Source organism: Microtetraspora sp. AC03309 (assembly GCF_020826795.1).
Taxonomy (GTDB): domain Bacteria; phylum Actinomycetota; class Actinomycetes; order Streptosporangiales; family Streptosporangiaceae; genus Microtetraspora; species Microtetraspora glauca.
In genome coordinates this window covers 1-23,000 of record NZ_JADDIL010000018.1, presented here as the reverse complement: position 1 = coordinate 23,000, position 23,000 = coordinate 1, and the positions used below count along the sequence as shown (strand labels likewise).

Genomic DNA, 23,000 nt, shown 5'->3' with positions numbered 1-23,000 from the left:
TCACGCCCGGGTGGGCCGCCGGAAGCCGGTGTCCTGCATGGACAGCCGGTGGGCCGGGGCGCGTCCGGGCGGCTGCGTGGGCGGCTCTCCGGGGGAGATCGGAGGGATCCGGTGACTGACCGGCGCGGCCGTGGAGACGGTGTCCGGCCGCCCGTGATGGACGATCGTGAGCGGTTCACCGGCGAGCAGGGTGTAGGTGGCGGTGTCCCGGTTCACCTTCACCGTCAGCCGCCGTCCCAGCAGGGACACGGTGAAGGAGAGCTCGGTGAGTCCCGACGGAAGCCGGGGCGCGAAGCACATGGTGCCGTCGTGGTGGCGCATGCCCGCGAGCCCTTCGACCAGGGCGATCCAACTCCCGACCAGGGACGCGATGTGCAGCCCGTCACGGGTGTTGTGCTCGACGTCCTCGAGGTCCATCAGCGCCGCCTCGGCGAGATAGTCGTAGGCGAGGTCCATGTGGCCGACCTCCGCCGCGATCACCGCCTGGGTGCAGGCCGACAACGACGAGTCCCGTACGGTGATCCGCTCGTAGTAGGCGAAGTTACGGGCCTTCTGCTCGGGCGTGAACGCGTCGCCCCTGCGGTGCATGGCCAGGACGAGATCGGCCTGCTTGACGACCTGCTTGCGGTACAGGTCGAAGTACGGGAAGTGCAGCAGCAGAGGGTACTGGTCGGGCTTGGTCGCGGCGAAGTCCCACATCTGGTGGTTGGTGAAGTCGTCGGCCTGCGGGTGGATCCCGAGCGTCTCGTCATAGGGGACGTACATCGCCTGGGCCGCGTCCCGCCAGCCCGCCGCCTCCTCCTCGTCGACGTGCAGTTTCCTGGCTTCCTCGGGGTGGCGCTTGCACGACTCGGCCGCGGCGAGCAGGTTCCGCTGGGCCATCAGGTTCGTGTAGACGTTGTTGTCGGAGACGGCGCTGTACTCGTCGGGGCCGGTGACCCCGGCGATGCGGAAGGCGCCGTCGGCGTCGTGGTGTCCCAGGGAGCGCCACAGCCGTGCGGTCTGGACGAGGAGTTCCAGGCCGACGGAGGTCTCGAACGCCTCGTCCCTGGTGATGTCGAGATAGCGGTTGACGGCGTCGGCGATGGCGGCGTTGACATGGAAGGCCGCGGTCCCGGCGGGCCAGTATCCGGAGCATTCCTCCCCGTGGATGGTCCGCCAGGGGAAGGTCGCCCCTTCCATCCCGAGCTGCCGGGCCCGAGCCTCGGCCATCGGCAGGGTGCTGTGCCTCCAGCTCAGCGCGTGGGCGACGGCCTCGGGGAGGAGATAGGTGAGCACCGGCAGCACGAACGCCTCGCTGTCCCAGAAGCAGTGCCCGTCGTAGCCGCTGCCGGTCAGCCCCTTGGCCGGGATGCCCCTCCCCTCGCCGCGCGCGGTGGCCTGGAGCATGTGGAACAGCCCGAACCGCACCGCCTGCTGGATCTCGGCGTCCCCTTCCACCCGGACGTCGGCACGGGCCCAGAAGTCGTCCAGGTAGCTCCGCTGCTCGGCGACCAGCCCGTCCCAGCCGGTCTGGCGCGCGCCGGCGAGCGCGGCGTCGGCCTGGTCACGGACCGCGGGGCGCGACCGCGCGCCCGACCAGCCGTACGAGACGAACTTGACCAGCCGCAACGGATTCCCGGGCGAGATCGAGGCCGTCACCGTCACCCGGCCGAGGTCGGGAGAGCTCTCCGCGACGACGCCGGTGCCGGGCGGCCCGTCGATGACGTGGTCCATCGACACCGCGACGCACAGGCCGCTCTGACGGGTGCGGTGCATCAGCACCGAGCGGGCGTCCCAGGCCGCGTTCTCGCAGGCGACCAGCGGCGCCTCCAGCGCGGTGGCGACCCTCGGATCGCCCGCCACGCGCGGAAGCTGCTCGTTGGCGACGAGCTCGGACTGCACCACCACCCGCAGCTCCTCGTCCACGGGCTCCACCTCGTACCAGACCGCCGCGATCGCCCGTTGGACCAGCGACACCAGCCGGATCGAGGACACCCGCACCGTGCACCCGTCCGGAGACTCCCATTCGGCGGTACGGCGCAGCACACCGGCCCGGAAGTCCAGCGACTGCTCGTGCGCGCGCAGCCGTCCGTAACGCACGTCGAACGGCTCGTCGTTGACGAGCAGGCGGATCACCTTGCCGTTGGTGACGTTGATGACCGTCTGCCCCGACTCGGGGTAGCCGTAACCGGCCTCGGCGTACGGCAGCGGTCGCAGCTCGTAGACACCGGACAGGTAGCTGCCGGGCAGGCCGTGCGGTTCCCCCTCGTCGAGGTTGCCGCGCCAGCCGATGTGCCCGTTGGACAGCGCGAACAACGACTCGGACTGGGCGAGCACGTCCAGGTCCAGCCCGGACACCCGCAGGCACCAGGGCTCGCAGGCGAACGCCGGATGCTTGATCATGATCGGTCCATCAGCTCGGAGAGGTCGGACACCACCACGTCGGCGCCGTGCTCGCGCAGCGCGTCGGCCTGCCCGGCCCGGTCCACCCCGACCACGAAGGCGAACCGCCCGGCCCGCCCGGCCTCGACCCCCGCCAGCGCGTCCTCGAAGACAGCCGCCTCGTCCGGCGCCACTCCGAGCGCCCGCGCGGCCGCCAGGTACGTGTCCGGCGCCGGTTTGCCCGCCAGGTGGTCGCGGATCACGGTGCGGCCGTCGACGCGTTCCTCGAAGAGGTCCTCGATCCCGGCCCCGGCGAGCATCTCGCGGCAGTTGGCGCTCGACGACACCACCGCCCGGTGCAGCCCGGCGTCCCGCACCGCGCGGACGTAGCGGACCGACCCCTCGTACACGTCCACGCCGTCCTTCTTGACCCGGCTCAGCACCAGCTGGTTCTTGCGGTTGCCCAGGCCGTTCACGGTCTCGGCGTCCGGCGGGTCGTCGGGGGTGCCGTCGGGCAGGTGGATGCCGCGCGAGGCCAGGAACGCCCTGGTGCCGTCGGCCCTGGTCTTGCCGTCCACGTAGGTGTCGTAGTCGGCGACCCGGTCGAAGGGGACCATGGGCTCGCCGGTCCGCTCGGCCCGCGCGCGCAGGAACGCGTCGAACATCTCCTTCCACGCGGCGGCGTGCAGCCCTGCCGTACGGGTCAGGACGCCGTCCAGATCGAACAGGCAGGCCCGCACCCGGTCCGGCAGGCCCAGCGTCTTCGCGGCAGACAGCTCCATCCTTGGGTGACCTCCTCGACCGGCCCGAACTCGACCGTCCGGAACTCGGCTCATCCGGAAAGCGGTTTTCCTCCCCCTACCCGCAAAGAGACCGATCATCGGATTCACCGCCACGGCCTATGGCAAAGGGTCCGGCTCCGTCCCCCGGGGCAGCCGGACGCTGACGATCAGGCCGCCTTCCGGGCGGGGCCGGGCGGTGACCGTACCGCCGTGGGCGTCCACGATGGCGCGGACGATGGACAGGCCGAGCCCGGCGCCGCGCGCCGAGCGGATCCGTTCCCCGTGCAACCGGCGGAACGGCTCGAACAGGTCGTCCACGTCGTACGGCGGCACCTGGGGCCCGGTGTTCTCCACCGTGACGACCACCCCGTCACCGTCGTCGCCACGGTGGTCGGCACGGTGGTCATGATCATCGCGGACCGTGAGCCAGACCTCGCCGTCCCTGACGTTGTACTTGACGGCGTTCTCCAGCAGGTTGAACAGGCAGCGTTCCAGGAAGAGCGGGTCCCCCTGGACGACCGCCGGGCGCAGATCCTGATGCACGGTGACCGCTCTCTTCCGCGGCGCGAGGTCGAGCTCGTCCAGCACGGTATGAGCGATATAGCGGAGATCGACCGGTTTGCGCACGGTGAGTTCCTGCTCCGACTGGGCGAGCAGTAACAGGCCGTCGATCAGCCGCTCGTACCGGGCGTTCGTGCCGAGCAGCGCGCGGGCCAGCGCCTTGAGGTCCTCGGAGGCGGCGGGCTCCTCCAGCGAGACCTCCAGAACCGTACGGTTGATCGCCAGCGGGGTGCGCAGCTCATGCGAGGCGTTCGCGATGAACCGGCGCTGGGCGTCGAACACCCGGTGCAGCCGGTCGAGCATCCCGTCGAAGGTGTCCGCCAGCCGCTTGACCTCGTCCTGCGGGCCGTCCAGCGCGATCCGCTCGTGCAGCGTGCTCTCCGAGAGCCGCCTCGCGGTCTCGGTCACGCGGTCGAGGGGCCGCAGCGCGCGGTCGGCCACCAGATAGCCGAGCACCAGCGCGACGATCCCGATCAGGATCATGATGAGGAGCGAGGACCGCAGCATCTCGGACAGCACGCCCGCTGCCCGCTGCTCCACCTCCGTCTTCACCGTGCTCGTGAAGATCTGGCCGCTGATCTTCGTCGGCACGACATCGGGCAGCGCGGGAGTGATGTCCGATTTCGCGAGGCGCATGACGAACTGCTGGTCCAGCGCCCTCGCGGTCAGCAGGTAGGTGGACCAGAGCAACGCCGAGCCCGCGACGAAGAACAGCCCGCCGTACAGCAGGGTGAGCCGCATGCGCAGCCCCAGCCTGTTCCAGAGGAACGCCGCGGTGAGGACGCGTCGCGGCCGCGAGGTGCCGGACGCGCTCACAACCGGTACCCCTTGCCGGGCACGTTCTCGATCAGCGGTGGCGTGCCGAGTTTCCTGCGCAGCGAGGTCAGCGTCACGCGCAGCACACCCGTCCCGGTGTCGGCGTACTCGTCCCAGACGGACCTGCGCAGCTCGGCCGAGGAGACCAGGTTCCCGCCCGCGCGTAGCAGCGCGAGCAGCACGTCGAACTCCTTGCGGTTCAGCGTGACCTCCCGCCCGTCCCTGGTGACCGTACGGCGTGCGGGGTCGAGCCGTACGCCGGCCCGTTCGAGCGCGGGCGGCGCCGCCCGGGGCGAGCGGCGGGCCAGCGTCCGCACCCGGGCCACCAACTCGGCGAACACGAACGGCTTGACCAGGTAGTCGTCGGCGCCGATGGACAGCCCGTCCACCCGGTCGCGTACCTGCCCGGCCGCGGTCAGCATGAGGATCCGGCTCGCCCCGCTCGCCGCCGTCAGCTCCCGGCAGACGTCGTCCCCGTGCACCTCCGGGAGGTCACGATCGAGGACGATGACGTCGTAGTCGATGTACGCGGCCAGCTCCAGCGCCTCCTGACCGTCGTACGCGACGTCGACGGCGAGAGCGTGCAGCCGCAGCCCACGCGCGACGGCGTCGGCCAGTTGTTCCTCGTCCTCGACGACGAGCACGCGCATCCGCACCTCCCGGGACTCGCCTGAAGCGGCACACCGAGATTGACCGACCACGTGTTAGCCGCGGGTAAGGCGAGCCACCCCCAGATCCACGCCCATCCCGTGCCTGTCCGGGCTTATCCACGTTTAGCACCGGTCCCGCTGAAGTTGGGCCGCGCCCCGGGCGAAGGCCCCGCGGCGTGAAGGAGTGAACCATGAACATCCGGCTACTCGCGGCCGTCGCCCCCATGGCGCTGGCCCTGGCCGCCTGCGGCACCGCCGCGGAAGGAGACGGCATCGCCTCGGCGGCCGGCGGAACGTCCGCCGCCAAGCCCTCCGCGTCCGCCTCTGCCTCGCTCGACCCGCGCGAGGCCCAGCTGAAGTTCGCCCAGTGCATGCGGGAGCACGGCGTCGACATGGCCGACCCGACCGACGGCAAGATCCGCGTCCAGATTCCCAAGGGCATGGACAAGGGCAAGGCGGACTCGGCGATGAAGGAGTGCCAGCCCATCATGGAGCAGGCCGTCGGCGACAAGGTGAGAGCGGACGATCCGGAGATGCGCGACCGGATGGTGAAGCTCGCCCAGTGCATGCGGGAGCACGGCATCGACATGCCCGACCCGACCGACGGCCGGCTCGAGATGAAGATCCCCGAGGGAGGAGAGCAGAAGCTCAAGGAGGCGGAGGAGGCGTGCAAGGAGTTCTCGCCGAAGTTCGGGGAGAAGCAGTGAGAAAGCTCCTCGCCGCCACCGCCGGCCTCCTCGCGATCGCCGCCGCCTGGACGGTGGTGTCCCTGCTCGACGGCGGCGGTACGGAGGCGGCGGCCCCGGCCACACCTCCCACGACCGCCACGGCGGCGATCACCCGGCAGGACCTGGTGGACACCAAGACCGTCGACGGTGCGCTCACCTACGCTGGCGAGCGTCAACTCGGCACGGAAGCGTCCGGCACAGTGACGTGGGTGGCCGCCGAGGGCGCGGTGATCCGCCGCGGACGGCCGCTTCTCAAGGTCGACCGCAAACCTGTCGTGCTCATGTACGGCACGCTCCCGCTTTATCGCCCGCTGCAGCAGGGCGTCTCTGACGGCCCGGACGTCGAGCAACTGGAGCGCAACCTCAAGGCCCTCGGCTACGGGGACGACCTGACGGTGGACGACCACTTCAGCTACGCGACGTACCTGGCCGTCAAGGCGTGGCAGGACGACCGCGGGCTGCCGGAGACCGGCCGGGTGGACGCCACTCAGGTGGTGTTCCTGCCGTCGGCGGTCCGGGTGACCGACGCCAAGGCCGAGGTGGGCGCGAAGACCGGCCCCGGCCGGTCGGTCCTCACGGTCAGCGGCCTGCGGCGGCTGGTGCACGTCGATCTGGACACCGGTGACCAGACGCTGGCCAGGAAGGGGGCCAAGGTCACCGTGGAGCTGCCCGGCGGCGAGCGGATCGGCGGAAAGATCACCTCGGTCGGCACGGTGGCCAGGTCCAGCGGATCCGGCCAGGGGGAGGGCGACGGGACCACGACCGTCGACGTCGACATCACCCTGGACAAAACCCCCAAGACCAGGCTGGACCAGGCGCCGGTCGAGGTCGAGCTGGTGAGCGAGCGGCACAAGAACGTGCTGGCCGTACCCGTGGAGGCGCTGCTCGCGCTGCGCGAGGGCGGCTTCGGCGTCGAAGTCGTCGAGAACGGCGCCACCCGCCTCGTGGCGGTCGAGACCGGCGCGTTCGGCGGAGGCATGGTGGAGATCACCGGCACCGGCCTGGCCGAGGGCATGCGGGTGGGGGTGCCCGCGTCATGACCGAGCCGTACGTCGTGGAACTGCGTGACGTGACCAAGGTCTACGCCGGGAACGTGCAGGCGTTGCGCGGGGTGGACCTGGCGGTGGGGGGTGGCGAACTGCTGGCCATCGTCGGCCCCTCGGGGTCGGGCAAGTCCACCATGCTCCACATGATCGGGACCCTGGACCGGCCCACCAGCGGCACCGTACGCATCGCCGGGCACGACGTCGCCGACCTGTCCGACCGCGAACTGTCCGCGCTGCGCGCGCACCACCTGGGGTTCGTCTTCCAGCGTTTCCACCTGGCTCCCGGCATGACCGCGCTGGACAACGTGGCCGACGGCCTCCTCTACACCGGTATCCCGCTGCGGGCCCGGCGCGAGCGGGCCGCCGCCGCCCTGGAACGGGTACGCCTCGGCCACCGGCTCGGGCACCGGCCGGAGCAGCTGTCGGGCGGCGAGCAGCAGCGGGTGGCGGTGGCCCGCGCGGTCGCCGGCGACCCGCCGCTGCTGCTCGCCGACGAGCCCACCGGCAACCTGGACTCGGCCGCCGGCGCCGAGGTGCTGCGGGTCCTGCGCGACCTGCACGCCGCCGGGACGACGATCGCGGTCATCACGCACGACATGGAGATCGCCGGATGGTGCCCGCGCCAGGTCCGGGTCCGCGACGGCCGGATCGTCGCCGACGAGGGTTCCGGTCGCCGGGCCCCCGCGGAGATCACGATCGGAGCCCGCGAATGACCCGCCGGCCGGCGCCCGCCCGGCTCAGCCCCTCCGACGTGCTGCGGGTCGGCGCGGTCGGGTTGCGCACCCGCCCGACCCGGGTGATCCTGTCCGCGCTCGGGATCGCCATCGGCATCGCCACGATGATCGCGGTGATCGGCATCTCCTCGTCCTCGCGGGAGGAACTGCTCCGCCAGCTCGACCGGCTCGGCACCAACATGCTCACCGTCTCGGCCGGCCAGACCCTCTTCGGGGAGGAAGCCAAGCTGCCCGTCGACGCGGCCGCCATGGTCAGGCGCGTCGGCCCGGTCCGTACCGCCGCCGCCACCGGCTCCGTCGACGCGACCATACGGCGTACCGACCGCATCCCCGAAGCGGTGACCGGCGGCATCGCCGTCCAGGCCGCGACCATCGACCTGCTCACCACACTGGAAGGACGCGTCGTCAAGGGAACCTGGCTGAACACCGCCACCGAACAGCGGCCCGCCGTCGTCCTCGGTTCCAAGGCGGCAGAACGGCTCGGCGTCACCAGGACCGGCGTCCAGGTGTGGATGGGCGACCGATGGTTCACCGTCATCGGCATCCTGGGTCCGATGCCGCTCGCCCCCGAGATCGAACGGTCGGCACTCGTCGGATTCCCCGCCGCCGAGAAACACCTGGACTTCGACGGTCACCCCACGACGATCTACGAACGATCGGCCGAGGAGTCCGTGGAAGCCGTCCGTGCCGTGCTCCCCCGTACGGTGAACCCGGAGAACCCGGAGGAGGTCAACGTCAGCAGGCCGTCCGACGCCCTGGCCGCGCGCGCCGCCGCGGCGGGCGCCTTCACCAACCTGCTACTCGGGCTCGGCGGCGTCGCGCTGCTGGTCGGCGGCGTCGGCGTGGCCAACACGATGGTGATCTCAGTGCTGGAACGCCGCAAGGAGATCGGCCTGCGCCGTTCCCTCGGCGCCACCAGAGGGCAGGTACGCGTCCAGTTCCTGGCGGAGTCCCTGCTGTTGTCGGCGCTGGGCGGCATCGCGGGGTCGGTGCTCGGCGCCCTGGCCACGATCGGGTACGCGCTGTCCCGGGACTGGCCACCGGTCGTGCCGCCATGGGCGATCGGCGGGGCGATCGGCGCCACACTCCTCGTGGGCACCGTCGCCGGCCTCTATCCCGCGATGCGCGCCGCCCGCCTGTCCCCGACCGTCGCGCTGGCCACCACCTGACGGTCACGCGCGTCAGCGCCCGGCCCCGGACCTGGACCCGGGGGCGGGTTCACCACAGATCGCCGAAGCCCGGTCCCAGCGAGGCACGGACCGGGTCGGACAGGTCGTCCCGGTACCAGAACAGGGCCGTGTCGAGCGTGTCCGGCACGCCCACGCCGTCGGACGTCGGGTCCGGTTCCGGCGCGGACGTGCCGGACTGCCGCATGGCGTCGGTGTCCGCCGGCGGCGGATCGCCCTTTCCGGCTTCGGCCGGGAGAACCACCGTGACGTTCTGCGTTATCGTGCACACCTTGGCATCACGGCACAGGGCGTTCTGAACGCTGGTGGCTCCGCCGATATCACTGGTCGACGTGTGCTGGAAGCCGCGATTCTTCGTCGGGCTCCTCACCGCGGAGATGTTCTTGTTACGGCTGCCGTTTCCGGTGTTGTTCTCGTCCCCGCCACCGCCATCGCGCCCGGAACTCCGGTCAGCCGGGGAACGCTCCGCTTTCGCATACGCGGGAAGCGGCGCGATGCCGGCGATGAATGCCGTCGAAACGGAAGCGCCGACGAGAAAGAGAACGGCAAGGCTCTTCTTTCCACTGAGCGTCCGGCCGGCCTGCTGACAAATCATCGATGTCGCCCTCTGCTGATTTCGGACGAGTTCGGGCCGTCTTCAGGGCCGGAACCGTTTCGCCAGCGTACTGAAAAGGGCGTAGCCCGATCCGGGCGCAGATGACGAGGAGGACGGTTATTACCGCATCATTACCGTGCGCTCCGGCGGACGATGAGCGTCGTCATCGCCTGTGGAACGCCTTGATCCTCTGGAAGATCTTGCAGCCGCGGCCCCGCTTCCTGCAGAGGGCCGACTGCGTGTTGTTGCTCTCGCCGGTGTTCGATACCTGCTGCACTCCGCGCTGGATGGTGGGGCTGTTGATCGAGACCGAAATGTTCTTGTTGCACTTGCCGTTGCCGGTGCGCACGATGGGACCATGGTCGTCGGCGATCGTCGTCACCCAGGCGGCGGGACGGATCGCCGTCGCGTTCGCCCCCTCGTGCGGCCACGCGACGGCCCCGAACATCGCGACGGCCGTCACCGCCAATGCCGGTGCCCAAATCCTGCGCCCCGAATTGGCGTGCGTTTCTCCCACGCGGCGGCGGATCATCTCGTCGCACACCTGCCTTTCATTCATCGGCACGACGGAGACGTTCTTCTCCGGAATAGGCGACGTCAGCCTGTTTACCCCGGGGCCGGGCACCGACCACGCGCGCGATGACCTTAAAACCGGGATGATTACCGTCCCTTTCCACGACGACGAGATACGACCCGACACCGAATAACGAAATATCGCGAAATTTCGGCCATCCGGCGGTCGGCACGTCAGTGGCCGTACCCGGCCTTCCTGGCCTGGACGATGGCCTGGGCCCGGTCGGCGACCCGCATCTTGGCGAAGACGTTCGACACGTTGTTGCGCACCGTCTTCGGCGACAGATGCAGGCGCTCGGCGATCATCCCGTTGGACAGCCCGGCGGCGATGAGGTCGAGCACCTCCCGCTCACGCACCGTGAGCTCGGGAAACGCCTCCTCCCGGGACGGCCGGGAGGAGGCGAGCCTGGCGAAGTAGCGGGTGACCCGCCCGGCCAGCGCGGGACCGAAGATCACCTCTCCGCTCGCGACCGCCGTGATGGCGCGCATGATCTCCGTCTGGTCGGCGCCCTTCAGGAGGTATCCGCGGGCTCCCGCCAACATGGCGGCGAAGACGCTCTCGTCGTCCTCGTGCATCGTGAGGACGAGCACGCCGGTCTCCGGGCACGCGGCCACGATCCGCTCGGTGGCCTGCACGCCGTCCAGGCGGGGCATCCGCAGGTCCATCACGACGACCCGCGGGCGCAGCTCGACGGCGAGGGCGACCGCCTCGTCCCCGTCGGCGGCGGTGCCGACCACGTCGACGTCGCCGGTGGAGGCCAGCATCATCCGCAGGCCCTCGCGGTACACGGGGTGGTCGTCGGCGAGCAGCACCCGAGGCGTCACAGCGACGCTCCCGTCCGCGCCGGGAGCACCGCGTGAACGCGGGTCCCGCCCCCCTCCGGGGTGCTGACCGCGCACCGGCCGCCGAGTTCCTCGGCGCGCTCCCGCATGCCGACCAGGCCCACCCCCACCAGGGCGCCCGGCCGGATCCCCCGCCCGTCGTCGACCACCTCGACCTCCAGTTCGTCGCCGCTCGCGGTCAGGCGCACCTCGCAGGTCGCGGCGCCCGCGTGCCTGGCGACGTTGACCAGAGCTTCGCAGACGATCCGATAGGCCGCCACCTCGGCCGCGGCGGGCAACCCGTCCATGTCCCCCAGTGCCTCGACCCGTACGGCGAGCCCTCCGGCGCGGAACCTGGCCCCCTCCTGCCGCAGCGCCCCGGCCAGGCCGAACTGGTCGAGGGCCGGTGGGCGCAGGTCGTGCACGAGGCGCCGCACGTCTCCGATGACCGTCGCCAGGTCCCGCCGCACCTGGTCCAGCGCGTCCCGGGCCGCGCCGACATCGCGTACGGCCAGGTTGCGCGCGGCCTCGACCTTCAGCGCCGCGGCGGCGAGCGTCGGGCCCAGCCCGTCGTGGAGATCCCTGCGCAGCCTGCGGCGTTCCTCGGCCACACCGGTGACCAGGCGCTCGCGGCTGTGCTGCAGCTCCTCCGTCAGCGCGGTCGCCCGTACGGCCGCGGCGGCCTGCCGTACGACGTCGGCGAGGAGCCGCTGGTCGGCCTCGGCCAGGGGCGCCCCCCTGCGCGGGGCCAGCGCGAGCCGCCCGATCGGGATCTCCCGGTAGGCGAACGGCAGCACGAGCATGCCGTCGCGGGGCGTCCCGTGCTCGACCACGACGGTCTGGCCGTCCGCCCGGTCCAGCTCGACCCGGACGTACGGCGAGCGGAACGACGCCGACACCGCCCTGGCCACCTCGAGCAGCAGCTCGTCGGGGCCCACGGAGTCCTCCAGCCGCCGGGCGAGCACGGAGACCACGTCGTACGGCTCGCTCCCCCCGGCGAGTACGCGGTTCACCCACCGGCGGGCGCGGGTGCGCAGCGGCGCGTAGACGACCGCCACCACGGCCGCCGCGAGTACGGCCGCGACCGGCTCGTCGATGAGCGCGCCCAGCCCCACGAAGACCGGGACGTCGATCACCACCACCGCGACCGCGAGACCGCCGTACAGGAGGGTCCAGTTGAGCACCGGGTCGATGTCGTACAGCCGGTACCGGCCGACCGCCACCAGGACGGCCGCCGCGATCGCGACCAGGGAGGCGACGAACGCGAGATCCTGCGGCAGCCCCCGGACCAGCATGGGTATCAGGGTGAGGACCCCGTTCAGCAGCGCGGCGAGCAGCATCCAGCGGAGCTGCGCGCGGCGCACACCCGAGGACCCTCTGAACCGCCACGCGAACGCCGCGACCGGTACGAGGAGGCTCGGCACGAGCAGGACGGGCGCGACGGCCATGGCCGCCCGCCAGATGTCGTCCGGGATCGGGGGGAGCGGGAGGTCGATCCCCGGCCACGTCCTCGCTGTGGACTCGATCCGCCAGGGGAACGTGAGGAAGACGAGGATCGCCAGACCGATGGAGCCGAGCGAGAGCGACGCGGCCCATCTCCAGCGCGGCGACGGCAGGCGGCCGTCGGGGAAGAACAGCAGCACGAGCGGCGGGACCAGGTTCAGCAGCGGCCCCAGCCGCGCCGCGGCGTACACGGCCACCGGGGTCAGCGGCAGCGTCCCTCCGTGCCCGGTCAGGGAAAGCACCGCGTACGCGGCGGCGAGACCGTTGGCGCACGCCACGGCGCCTCCGCCGATCAGGAGCCAGGTCATGAGATGGCGGGGCAGCCGGAGGGCGAGCACGCCACCGGCGGCCGCGAGGGCCACGCCGGGGACCGTGGAGGACCAGACGGCCCAGTCGAACGGCTCGGGTCGCGGTCCGGGACCGGCCGCCATGTCGGCCCATGTGGCGAGCGCGGCGGCGACGACGGACAGCGCCGCGACCACGATCGCGGCCGACGCGGTACGGCGGGGCGCTCGGGAGCTCTCGTGGTGGATCGCCGGGGGAAGCGCGCGGGGAGGGCCGGACACGACGCTCAGCGTGCCACGCGACCCGCCGCGCCGTCACGGGAGCGGTGTCCCCGTCGATCCGGGACACGGGTCCCTGACCGGGGCGGGCCGGCCGGGGACGCGGCGCGTGGCGCTGCTCACTGGCCGCCCGGGACAGGTCGCGGGGACGGTGGGAACCCCAGCGATCGAGGAGGACGACCATGTCCGTGCACATCCAGCCCAGCAACGTCAACCCGGAGGACAGCTCCAGCCGCCCCTCGGCTGTGGCGCCCGCGATCTCCCCGGGGCGGGTTCGCCTCGCCGGGGTGCTGCTCGCCGTGGGCGCGGCCGCCTGGGCCGCCGGCACCGTCATCGTCGGAGACAAGATCCAGGAGGGCATCCAGACGCTCGACAGCATCACCGGCATGCTGTTCGTCGTGGGAGTCTTCGCCCTGGTCGAGGTGGTGCTGCGGACCCGGGGGACGGGCGACCGCTGGGGCCGGGTGATCCCGGCCGGTCTGCTCGTGCTGCTGCCCGTCGCGTTCCTCGTGAACGCGTTGTCCTTCGGGTACGCCACCTACGACGACTTTCCGCTCGCGCTGCTGATCCTCGACGCCAGCTGGCCGCTCAGCCAGATCGGCATGCTCGTCCTGGGCGTCGCGGTCGCGGTGACCCGGCGCTACCAGGGGGCGCTGCGCTGGCTGCCGCTGCTCGCGGGGATGTGGTTCCCCGTGTCGATGGTGGCCCAGATCGTCGGCGGCTCCACGGTGTCGGTCTACGTGAGCGCGGCGTGGCTGCTGGGCACCCACAGCCACATCGGGATCCGGCTCGCGGCGTCCCCGCGGATCGTGTGACGCCCTCGGAGGGCAAGGGCCGGCTCTGATCACGCCTTCCGTCGCGGGTGAGCCCCCTACGCCTCCTCGACGTCATACCAGGATATAATTCGCTTGTTGCCTAATAAGGGAAACAGCGATGAATCTCGTCTATGAGGCGTTGGCGCACCCCACGCGCCGGCAGATCATCGCGCTGCTGAGGCAGGGAGACCGGCCGGCGGGAGAGATCGCCACCCACTTCGACATCGCCAAGCCCACGCTCTCCGGCCACCTGAGGGTGCTGCGCGAGGCCGGCCTGGTCATCGGAGAGCGGCACGGGACCTCGATCGTCTACAGCCTCCAACTCTCCCTGCTGGAGGAGTCACTGGCCGCGCTCCTCGACCTCTTCAAGATCGACTCATCCAAGCCCCCAGAACCGGACCGGTCATAAGGAGCGCTCCCCAGACACACCCCGGCCCCCCTCACGACGAGGAAAGGACCCCCATGACCGAGAACGCCGTGACCGAGGACCGGCTGAACATCCGCCCCGGCGTCATCGCCACCGCCGCCGCCCTGCTGCTGTCGGCCGGGATCTCCGTCTGGGGCTGGACCACCCTCCCCGACGACGCGCGGATCCCGATGCACTGGGGGATCTCCGGCGAGGCCGACCGTTTCGGCGGGAAGACGGAGGCCCTGCTGACAGTCCCCCTGATCACCCTCGCACTCGGGCTGTTCTTCGTCATCTCCCCCCGCCTGATGCCGAGGCGGGGGAACATGGCGCGATCCCGGCACGTGTACCTCGCCTCCTGGATCGGCACGCTGGTCCTGCTCACCGTCCTGCACGCCGTGAGCGTCGTCAACGCGGCCGGCGGAGACCTTCCCGTGGCCCGGATCGTCGTGGCCCTGGTCGGCGCGCTCTTCCTGGTGCTGGGCAACTACCTGCCCAAGTCGCGCAGCAACTGGATCGCGGGCGTGCGCACGCCGTGGACCCTCGACAGCGACCTGGCTTGGAGGCGCGCCAACCGCCTGGCGGGATTCCTCTTCGCCGGGGTCGGCGTGGTACTCCTGGCCACGGCCTTCGTCCTCCCGCTCCCCGCGCTGTTCGCGATCCTCCTCACCGGAGCTGCGGTCTCCGGGTTCGGCCCGATCGTCTACTCCTGGTGGGCGTGGCGCACCGACACCGGCCGCTGAACGGTCCTGCATCTGGATTCGACAATCGCGACACGCCCACGGATATCCCGAACGCGGAAAGTCTGGCGAATTCCAACAGCTCGGGCAAAAGACCTACACATCAATAAAGAGCCGGATAACCTCAGCCAAACCGATACATCCGGACATCAGAGGTAACCCGTGGCGTGGTCGTGGGGAGAGCTGCCCATAGGCCGCGTCGCGCGCCTCCAAGGGGCCGGCATGGAGGCCCTCTCCCTGTCGATCGACCCGTTGCCCGACGACGCCCCGGCGATCGTCACGTACATCGCGCACGAGGCCCCGTCCACAGCCGACCTGGTGGCCTCGATGCTGGACGAGCTGGAAACAGCGGCCGTCGGTCTGTTCCCTGTGTGGCTGCCGGGGGCGGACGGCATCGACGGCCCCGGAGGCGCGGGCGTGCCCGCCGTACGGGCCCTCGCCCTGCGCGCGGCGTCGGCGACCGGCCACTTCGGTCCCTTCCTCGCCGACCTGGCCGAGATCTCCCTCCGCGGGGCCGCCGCCCCTCCCGCCGATTTGTCCACAGGTTGTGGACTCCCCAGGGGCGGCAGGCCGTCCGCGCCTCGTGGCTCAGCCCTCAACGGCGCCGCCCGGACCGGTGACACCCTGGCGCCCGCCCCTTCCGGGACAAGCGTCCGCCCGGGAGGCCGGACGAGGTTCGCTCCCGAGACGCGGGCCGCCGGGCTCGCCCGAGTGCTCGCCGCCAGCTTCCACCGGGCGCACGCGTCGATCCTCATGGGCGTGCCGCCTGGCCTTTCCCCGATCGCGGAGGAGATCCTCGTCGGCGCCTGCGAGTGGCTCGCGCACCGTGGCGGCCTCGGCGTCTGGCTGACCGGTGCCCCGCTGAACTCCGTCGATCGCGTCGAGACGCGAGCCGTGCGACTGCCCGCCGACCTGGCGGCCGTCACCGGCGACCTACAGGAATCGACCGATGCGCTGGTCACACGGACACTCGGATTCCCCGCCGTCGCCGGGAGACCGCACCCGGGAAGCGCCGTCGAGCAGGCACTCGAAAAGGCGCTCGCCCCCTGCGAATGGGCGATCGGGCGCGCGTGGAACCAGACCTACCAGTCGCATCCGCTCGCCAATCCCATCCGGTTGGACCTGCTCTGGCGCGACGAACGATGCGTCGTAGAGATCGACGGGCCGGAGCACCTCCGCCCCATGAAGTACGCGCTGGACCGGCAACGGGACGTGCGGCTGCAGATCGACGGCTACGCCGTTCTGCGATTCACCAACGACCAGATCATGAATGACACGAAATCCGCGATTCACCAGATAGAGCGGTTCCTCCAGGACCGTCGCCTGGGAGCCCCGAAAGGATAAGACATGCCGGAAAAGGCGCTGACGTTCCCCGATATCGCCATGTTGCTGCTGCTGATGGCCGAGGCCGAGGAGATTTCCAACCCGGAACTCGAAGCGCGCTATCACGTGACGCTCAGTGGCAAGGAACGGCGGAAACTGAACGATCTCAAGCTGGTCGAGAGCTGGAAGCAGGGCCGTTCCTACGTCCATGTGCTGACCGATCAGGGCTGGGCCCGCGTCGCCGAGGAGGTGCGGGCGGGCATCGAAATGCCGCCCAAGGGTGGCGGGAAGCTGGCGGCCGCCACCGCGCTCGCTCTGGCCGCCGGCCTGCAGCGGTTCCTGGACCGGACCGACCAGAGGTATTCGGACATCTTCCCGCCCCGGAACGACGCGGAGCCCGCCTCGGCGGAGCATGGCGACGTTCTCACTCCTACGGGGAACCACGGGAGCGCGCCCGTATCTCCGAACGGGACGTCCTCCGCCGCGCACGACGCGTCCATCACCACCTCCGGCGGCCTGGCCTCCTCCGACCGGCAGGCGACGCCGACCTCTTCCACGCCGAAGGAAGTGCCGTCCGCGGTCTCCCCGATCACGACCGCATCGGGCTCGGAGACCGACCTTGTGACCCGCATCCGGGCCGCGTACGCCGACCTGGCCAGGGAGCCCGGCGCCTGGGTGAGCCTCACCAAGCTCCGCCCACTGCTCGGCGACGCGCCGAGAGCGGACGTCGACGAGGCACTCAGGCAGATGAATCGCATGCCGGACGTGCACATCGACCCGGAAGCCAACCAGAAGGCGCTCACCCAGCAAGATCGAGAGGCGGCGGTGGTCATCGGCAACCAGAGCAAGCACTCTCTTTCGATCGGAACACGATGACGAACCGCGAGTTGAGCGCCCTTGGCGCCCTCAGGTTCAACTACGCGCACGTCCCCGATGACGTATGGCGCCCGTCACCGTTCCACGTCGAGGGCCTGCACCGGCGCACCGCCCGGATTCTTCTCAACGGAGTGGCCGAAGCCAGGGACAGCCGGGACGCCAACCCCATCGGCGTTGTCGTCCAGGGGCAGCGCGGCAGCGGCAAAACGCACATGCTCGGTTGGCTCCGGGAGAAGGTGCAACAAGACGGCGGCTACTTCTTCCTGGTCAGCCTGCTGGACGCCAAGGGGTTCTGGGAGAGCGTCGTCGTATCCATGCTGGACAGCCTGTCGCGTGAGCGAAGCGAAGGGGAGAGCCAGCTCACGATCTTCCTGGAGCGGCTGACGTCGCTGATCGATGTCCCCTCCCGGATGGTCCGGCGCGCCCTCGCCGGGAAGACGGCCCTCTCGAAGGAGAACCTCGACATATTCATCGAGGCGCTACGCCGCCATGACAAGCAACTCGGCCGGGAAACCCAGGACACCGCGAGAGCGCTCGTGCTGCTCGCTTCCCAAGATCTGAACGCACAGGACATCGGGGACTCCTTCCTGTCCTCCGCTCCGGAGGAGGAGCCGGGCGAGCGCGCGCAGTGGGGCATCCGCCAGATCCACAAGGCACCCGAGCAGATCGTCCGTGATCTGTCGCACCTCATGGCCGTCGTCGGGCCATCCGTCATCGCGGTCGACCAGATCGACATGCTCATGTCGCAGGCATCGATCTCCGCCAGCGGCGAGATGGTCCCGGACTGGCGCGAGATGATGACGATCGAGCAGGTCGCAGGCGGGCTGATGGCGTTGCGGGAGATCACCCGCCGGACACTGACCGTGGTGTCCTGCATCCCCACCACGTGGGTGCTCATCGAGACATTCGCCACCAACACGGTCCAGGACCGGTTCAGGCAGGCCGTCCAGCTCAAGACGATCCCTGACGCCGAGACCGGCCGACTCCTGGTCGCGAAACGGTTCGAGGCGCAGTTCGGGGCGGTCGGCTTCGAGCCGCCCCACCCCACCTGGCCCGTCGCGTCGAGCGCGTTCGAGGACGCACCGGACTTCACCCCGCGCCAGTTGCTGATCGAGATCGACAACCACATCCGGTCCTGCCTGATCGACGAGGAGATCAGGGAACTGGAGCACTTCGGCCGGTCCGTCACGCCTGTGCCGCACCCCAAGCCGATCACGCCGCCAGAGGATCTCGCCGTACTCGACACCCGGTTCGCGGAGCTGAGGAAGGTCGTGGACATCCGCACGGCGCAGTCGCCCGCGACGGAGGATGTGGCGATGCCCGCGCTCCTGTCGGCCGGGCTCACCGCCTGGATCGCGGGGCTCGGCGACGCCGGGCGGGAGTTCACCCAGGATCCCCCGCCGAGCTCGAAGCCTCCGCTGCACGCGCGCCTGCGCCGGACGCTGGACGAGAACACCGAGGACGAGGCGCACTGGGCCTTCCGCGCGATCGCCTCGGAGAACGCCATCGCCGCGCTGAACCGGCTTCGCAACGCCTGTGTGAAGGCGGGCCTGGACGCCGAGGTGCCCAAGCGGCGGTTGTTCGTCCTGCGCAACGCCGCGTGGGCGAGCGGACCCCGCACCCGTGAGGCGCTCGCCGCATTCGAGCGGGCGGGTGGCAGGACCCTCGCTCTCGACACCGAGGACCTCAGGATGATGGCCGCGCTCCGGACCCTGATCGACGAGGATCCTCCCGGCCTGCGCCCCTGGCTCGCCTCCCGGAAACCGGCCTCGGACATCAAGCTGTTCAACGAGGCACTGGGGGACGTGTGGACCGTTCCTGATGGTCCCACCGCCACCGCCGTCCCCGTGGCCCCCATTCTCGCCGCGCCGACGGTGACGACCGCCTCCGGGACGGCCCCGGCACCCTCTGGCACATCGGAACCGACAAGCGCATCGGAACGCCGCGCTACGGCCCGAAGTGACCGGGCCGAGGGGGTGCCCCAGTCCGGCCAGTCCGGCCAGACCGGGCAGGCCACCCAGTCCGGGCACTCCGGGCAGGCCGCTCCGGAAGTCCACACCGGCCCGGACGCTCCCGAAGAGCCCGCCCCGCCGAGCGCCCGCTCCGCCGCGTCCCCGCGTACGGAATCGGGCCCGGCCACCGTGCCGTACGTCACGATCGGCAGGGCCACGGCCGGTGGCGCACCGATGCGCGTGGACCTTGAGGCGCTCAGGAAGCACACCGCGATCTTCGCGGGATCCGGGTCGGGGAAGACGGTACTCATCCGCCGCCTGATCGAGGAATGCGCGCTCCAGGGCGTGTCCGCGATCGTGCTCGATCCGAACAACGACCTGGCCCGCCTGGGCGACCCGTGGCCGGAGCATCCGCCGTACTGGGACGAAGGGGACGCGGCACGGGCCGAGGACTACCTGGCGAACACCGACGTGGTGGTCTGGACTCCGCGCAGGAAGCTGGGCCGTCCGCTCAGCTTCCAGCCGCTGCCGGACTTCGCGAGCGTCGCCGACGACCCGGACGAGTTCGACGCGGCCCTGGACGTCGCGGTCGCCTCCATCGTGCCGCGCGCCAGGCTGGGCGCGAACACGCACAAGGCCCAGCGCGGCCAGGCCGTACTGCGGGAGGCGCTCAGATACTACGGACGGCGGGGTTCGACCGGCCTGAAAGGTCTCGTCGAGTTGCTGTCGGCGCTGCCCGAAGGAGCGAGCGAGCTCGACGGCGCGACACGGATCGCGGCCGATCTGGCCCAGACCCTGACGGCCGCCATGGTCCTTGACCCGATGTTCGGCGGCCAGGGGACACCGGTGGACCCCGGTCTACTGCTGACGCCCCCCGAAGGCAAGCGGGCCCGGATCTCCGTGATCAGTTTCGTCGGCCTGCAGGGCGACGAGCAACGGCAGAGCTTCGTCAACCAGCTCCAGATGGCACTGTTCGCCTGGATCAAGCGGAACCCGGCCGGCGACCGGCCGCTCGGCGGGCTGTTCGTGATGGACGAGGCGCAGACGTTCGCCCCCTCCAGCGTCCTGACCCCGTGCACCCGGAGCACGCTGGCGCTCGCGTCCCAGGCCCGCAAGTACGGCCTCGGCCTGGTGTTCGCCACCCAGGCGCCCAAGGGGCTGCACAACCAGATCCCCGGAAACGCGGCCACCCAGTTCTTCGGCCTGCTGAACAGCCCGGTCCAGATCGCCGCCGCGAAGGAGATCGCCCAGGCCAAGGGCAGCGGCGTGGACGAGATCTCGCGGCTCGGCTCCGGACAGTTCTACGCGGCCGCCGAGGGAGCGCCGTTCGTGAAGGTACGGGTGCCGATGTGCCTGAGCCACCACCCCAGAGCGGCGCTCACCACCGAGGAGGTGATCGAAAGGGCGAACAGCCCCCGCCGGCAGCTGACCGAACATTTGTGACGATCTTCCTCGGTTCGGAGCAACCTGACTATTGTGATCTCCACCTGTTCGAGGGGGAAGGCAGACCATGGCTACGGGTGGGTCCGACGCGTCTCTGGGCAGCCGGTACGTGCTTCTCGACGAGATCGGCGCCGGTGCTATGGGCACCGTCTGGCGAGCGCGGCACCGGGAGACCGGCGAGACCGTGGCCGTGAAGATGCTGCGCGACAGCCTCACCGGCGACCAGGACCTGGTCCTGCGGTTCGTGCAGGAACGCAACGTGATGCGGACTCTGCGCCATCCCAACATCGTCACCGTACGCGACTTCGTCATCGAGGGAGAGCGCCTCGCCCTCGTGATGGACCTCGTCGAGGGCGGAGACCTCCGCACCCTGCTCCGCCAGTACGGCACGCTGCCGCCGGCCGAAGCGTCCCGGCTGATGGCCCAGGTCGCCGACGCGCTGGCGGCCGCGCACGCCGAGGGCGTCGTGCACCGCGACATCAAGCCAGGAAACATCCTGCTCGACGGGACCACCGGACAGGTACGGCTGACGGACTTCGGCGTGGCCCGCATCATCCATGGCCCGGGTCTCACCCAGACCACCTCGATCATCGGCACGCCCGCGTACCTGCCTCCCGAGGTGGCCGACGGCAGCGCCCCCACCCCCGCGGTGGACGTGTACGCCGTCGGCCTGATCCTCTACGAGCTGCTCGCCGGACGCCCGCCGTTCGTCGGCGACCACCCCATGGCCCTGCTCAGGCAACACGCGACCGCCATGCCACGGCGGCTGCCCGGCATGCCCGACGCCCTGTGGTCGGCCATCTGGGCCTGCGCCGCGAAGGATCCGGCCGAACGCCCCGCCATCGGGGACGTGGCGACGATGCTGCACCGGGCCACCCCCTCGCTGGCGGGGCTGCCCGCCCTGCCTCCGGTCACTCGGGGGGAGGCCCCGTCCGCCACCTCCGAACCCCTCCCGTCCGCGGGCTTCCCCGTACAGGCCTCCCGTACGGACCCGGCCGCTGTGGACGCCTCCCGCCCCGCTGCCCGTACGGCCGACGCCCCACGCGCGGACGGGATCTCCCCCGCCGGTCCGGATTCCCGTACCGGCGAGCGATCCCGGCCGGGCGAGGAGACCGTGTCCTCGGCACTGCGCGGGCGCTCCCGGCGACGGCTGATCGTCACCGCGGCGACCGCCACGGCCCTCGGGCTCAGCGCGGCGGTGGTGACCGTCATCGCTCCATGGCGGGCCCCGGACGCCGGGGCCACGGGGAATGCCGGCGCATCGACGGAATCGGTCGACAGTGCGCTCGGCGCGGCCGGGACCCCGACCCCATCCGATTCGACGGAAGACTCGCCCACGCCGACCCCGAAGCCACGGCCCGCGCGAAGTCGTACTCCGGAACCGGCTGTCACCGAACCACCCACCAAGCCGAGCCCCACGAAACCCGCGACACGGCGTAACCGGACACCCCAACCCCACCGATCGGCGACCGTGGCGGCCGATCCGGAGGCAGACGAGAAGACCACCGTCGACGCCACGGGCCAGGACACCAAGCCGAACTGGCGATGCCGGTCGTGGATCTCCACAGGCACCGGCACGGGCACGGAGATGTCGCCCTGCATGGCCATGGTGGGAGACGTCTTCTACCTGCTCGGGCGGATCAGAGGAGCCAGTTCGGTCCAGTCGGACATCCACATCCAGCTGTACGACACCGACGCCGATGCCAACGTCTCACAACCCTTCATCTGCTCGGGTGTCTCCCCCTCGAACGACGGCGCGATCGTCACCTGCGGCCCGTTCACCACCACGGCCCCGCGTACCGGAGCAAAGCACGACGTCCGCCAACGCTGGAGGAAAACCGGAACGGCCGCCTTCGGCGGCGGTGCGGAAAGCCCCTGGATCGCCTGGTAATCCCTGGATCGCCTGGCGAATCGCCCGTCCCACCGCCTCAAGCACATGCGGTGATCGAGGCGTCGGCGGCACTACGGCTCAGAGCGAGAACGTCGGTAGGCCGGGCACTGCCGCTACTCTGACTGGGCCACCCCGAGGCCAGGGTCCGCATTGTTTGTCGGCGGCATCGAGTGGTTCCTGGGCCGTGCCGAAATCTGATCCGTCACCGGCCTCCGTCGTTCCTATGCGCGTGTCTCGCATCGTCGTGACCCGTGAACTGAGCCTTCGCATCCGCGAATGAGCCAAGACTCCCGGTGAGCGTACAAGGCGCGTCGCCGGCCAGATCATCGATGCGTTCTGGGCGGCCAATCCGGACGTACACGTGACAGCGCCCACAATCGACTTGGCGCGCGCCACTTCACGCACGCCTGGACGTGTCGGACCCGACGACTAAGGATGGCAAGCCGAGAGCCCACGCGGCCCCATCTACACGATCACCTTTGTCCGGGGCCTAACGCCCCGGGATCGCCGTCACCCTTCCCGCAAAATGCGCTTATTCACTAGATTTCACGGGGTGGAACTGTGCCGGGTAGCCGGGAGGAATCGCACCTCCCGGCCCCCACAGATCCGTACGTGACCGTCTCCGGTCAT

19 protein-coding genes are annotated in these 23,000 nt (G+C 70.6%); 12 read left to right on the top strand and 7 right to left on the bottom strand.

Annotation, left to right across the window (positions count from 1 at the left end; genetic code table 11):
* The 4 genes from IMZ11_RS12850 to IMZ11_RS12835 all read right to left on the bottom strand — a co-directional run bounded on the left by IMZ11_RS12850 (position 1) and on the right by IMZ11_RS12835 (position 5,173).
* Complete coding sequence (locus IMZ11_RS12850) at positions 1-2,385, bottom strand: glycoside hydrolase family 65 protein (protein ID WP_228641062.1); 2,385 nt, start codon at positions 2,383-2,385, stop codon at positions 1-3.
* Positions 2,382-3,146 (bottom strand): HAD family phosphatase, encoded by a 765-nt coding sequence (locus IMZ11_RS12845; RefSeq protein WP_228641060.1) that lies wholly within the window; start codon positions 3,144-3,146, stop codon positions 2,382-2,384. Before IMZ11_RS12845 ends, IMZ11_RS12850 begins: the two co-directional genes overlap by 4 nt.
* Before the next feature lie 117 nt (positions 3,147-3,263).
* On the bottom strand, positions 3,264-4,523 hold the full coding sequence (locus tag IMZ11_RS12840) for a cell wall metabolism sensor histidine kinase WalK (protein ID WP_228641058.1): 1,260 nt from the start codon (positions 4,521-4,523) through the stop codon (positions 3,264-3,266).
* Positions 4,520-5,173 (bottom strand): response regulator transcription factor, encoded by a 654-nt coding sequence (locus tag IMZ11_RS12835; protein ID WP_228641056.1) that lies wholly within the window; start codon positions 5,171-5,173, stop codon positions 4,520-4,522. The genes IMZ11_RS12840 and IMZ11_RS12835 overlap by 4 nt, the downstream gene beginning before the upstream one ends.
* Positions 5,174-5,364: 191 nt before the next feature.
* Between IMZ11_RS12835 and IMZ11_RS12830 the strand changes: the two genes are divergently transcribed.
* Genes IMZ11_RS12830 through IMZ11_RS12815 form a run of 4 tightly spaced genes read left to right on the top strand, consistent with a single transcriptional unit; the run spans position 5,365 to position 8,850 of the window.
* Positions 5,365-5,880, top strand: coding sequence for a hypothetical protein (locus tag IMZ11_RS12830; RefSeq protein WP_228641054.1), 516 nt, complete (start codon positions 5,365-5,367; stop codon positions 5,878-5,880).
* The gene (locus IMZ11_RS12825; protein WP_228641052.1) at positions 5,877-6,941 is read left to right on the top strand and encodes a peptidoglycan-binding protein; all 1,065 of its coding nucleotides are present in this window, start codon (positions 5,877-5,879) and stop codon (positions 6,939-6,941) included. Before IMZ11_RS12830 ends, IMZ11_RS12825 begins: the two co-directional genes overlap by 4 nt.
* Positions 6,938-7,660, top strand: coding sequence for an ABC transporter ATP-binding protein (locus tag IMZ11_RS12820; RefSeq protein ID WP_061259822.1), 723 nt, complete (start codon positions 6,938-6,940; stop codon positions 7,658-7,660). The genes IMZ11_RS12825 and IMZ11_RS12820 overlap by 4 nt, the downstream gene beginning before the upstream one ends.
* Positions 7,657-8,850, top strand: a complete 1,194-nt coding sequence (locus IMZ11_RS12815; protein ID WP_228641050.1) for an ABC transporter permease — start codon at positions 7,657-7,659, stop codon at positions 8,848-8,850. The genes IMZ11_RS12820 and IMZ11_RS12815 overlap by 4 nt, the downstream gene beginning before the upstream one ends.
* Before the next feature lie 49 nt (positions 8,851-8,899).
* On the opposite strand, the gene IMZ11_RS12810 is transcribed toward IMZ11_RS12815, so the two are convergent.
* Positions 8,900-9,463, bottom strand: a complete 564-nt coding sequence (locus IMZ11_RS12810; RefSeq protein ID WP_228641048.1) for a hypothetical protein — start codon at positions 9,461-9,463, stop codon at positions 8,900-8,902.
* Positions 9,464-9,645: 182 nt separating this feature from the next.
* On the opposite strand from IMZ11_RS12810, the gene IMZ11_RS12805 reads away from it, so the two are divergent.
* Positions 9,646-10,170: a hypothetical protein gene (locus IMZ11_RS12805; protein WP_228641046.1), complete on the top strand. Its 525-nt coding sequence runs from the start codon at positions 9,646-9,648 to the stop codon at positions 10,168-10,170.
* Positions 10,171-10,210: 40 nt separating this feature from the next.
* On the opposite strand, the gene IMZ11_RS12800 is transcribed toward IMZ11_RS12805, so the two are convergent.
* Positions 10,211-10,861, bottom strand: coding sequence for a response regulator transcription factor (locus IMZ11_RS12800; RefSeq protein ID WP_228641045.1), 651 nt, complete (start codon positions 10,859-10,861; stop codon positions 10,211-10,213).
* Positions 10,858-12,927, bottom strand: a complete 2,070-nt coding sequence (locus IMZ11_RS46185) for a sensor histidine kinase (protein WP_228641043.1) — start codon at positions 12,925-12,927, stop codon at positions 10,858-10,860. The genes IMZ11_RS12800 and IMZ11_RS46185 overlap by 4 nt, the downstream gene beginning before the upstream one ends.
* Before the next feature lie 179 nt (positions 12,928-13,106).
* On the opposite strand from IMZ11_RS46185, the gene IMZ11_RS12790 reads away from it, so the two are divergent.
* The 7 genes from IMZ11_RS12790 to IMZ11_RS12760 all read left to right on the top strand — a co-directional run bounded on the left by IMZ11_RS12790 (position 13,107) and on the right by IMZ11_RS12760 (position 22,370).
* Positions 13,107-13,739 carry a hypothetical protein gene (locus tag IMZ11_RS12790; RefSeq protein WP_228641041.1) on the top strand — a complete coding sequence of 211 codons (633 nt, stop codon included), beginning with the start codon at positions 13,107-13,109 and terminating at the stop codon, positions 13,737-13,739.
* Between the two features lie 118 nt (positions 13,740-13,857).
* Positions 13,858-14,148: a metalloregulator ArsR/SmtB family transcription factor gene (locus tag IMZ11_RS12785; protein ID WP_228641039.1), complete on the top strand. Its 291-nt coding sequence runs from the start codon at positions 13,858-13,860 to the stop codon at positions 14,146-14,148.
* Between the two features lie 53 nt (positions 14,149-14,201).
* Positions 14,202-14,888, top strand: a complete 687-nt coding sequence (locus tag IMZ11_RS12780) for an SdpI family protein (protein WP_228641037.1) — start codon at positions 14,202-14,204, stop codon at positions 14,886-14,888.
* Positions 14,889-15,107: 219 nt separating this feature from the next.
* Complete coding sequence (locus IMZ11_RS12775) at positions 15,108-16,229, top strand: endonuclease domain-containing protein (protein WP_228641034.1); 1,122 nt, start codon at positions 15,108-15,110, stop codon at positions 16,227-16,229.
* A gap of 3 nt (positions 16,230-16,232) precedes the next feature.
* The gene (locus IMZ11_RS12770) at positions 16,233-17,084 is read left to right on the top strand and encodes a hypothetical protein (protein ID WP_228641032.1); all 852 of its coding nucleotides are present in this window, start codon (positions 16,233-16,235) and stop codon (positions 17,082-17,084) included.
* Positions 17,081-20,479 carry an ATP-binding protein gene (locus IMZ11_RS12765; protein WP_228641030.1) on the top strand — a complete coding sequence of 1,133 codons (3,399 nt, stop codon included), beginning with the start codon at positions 17,081-17,083 and terminating at the stop codon, positions 20,477-20,479. The genes IMZ11_RS12770 and IMZ11_RS12765 overlap by 4 nt, the downstream gene beginning before the upstream one ends.
* A gap of 67 nt (positions 20,480-20,546) precedes the next feature.
* Positions 20,547-22,370, top strand: a complete 1,824-nt coding sequence (locus IMZ11_RS12760; protein WP_228641028.1) for a serine/threonine-protein kinase — start codon at positions 20,547-20,549, stop codon at positions 22,368-22,370.
* The last annotated feature ends 630 nt before the right edge of the window (positions 22,371-23,000 follow it).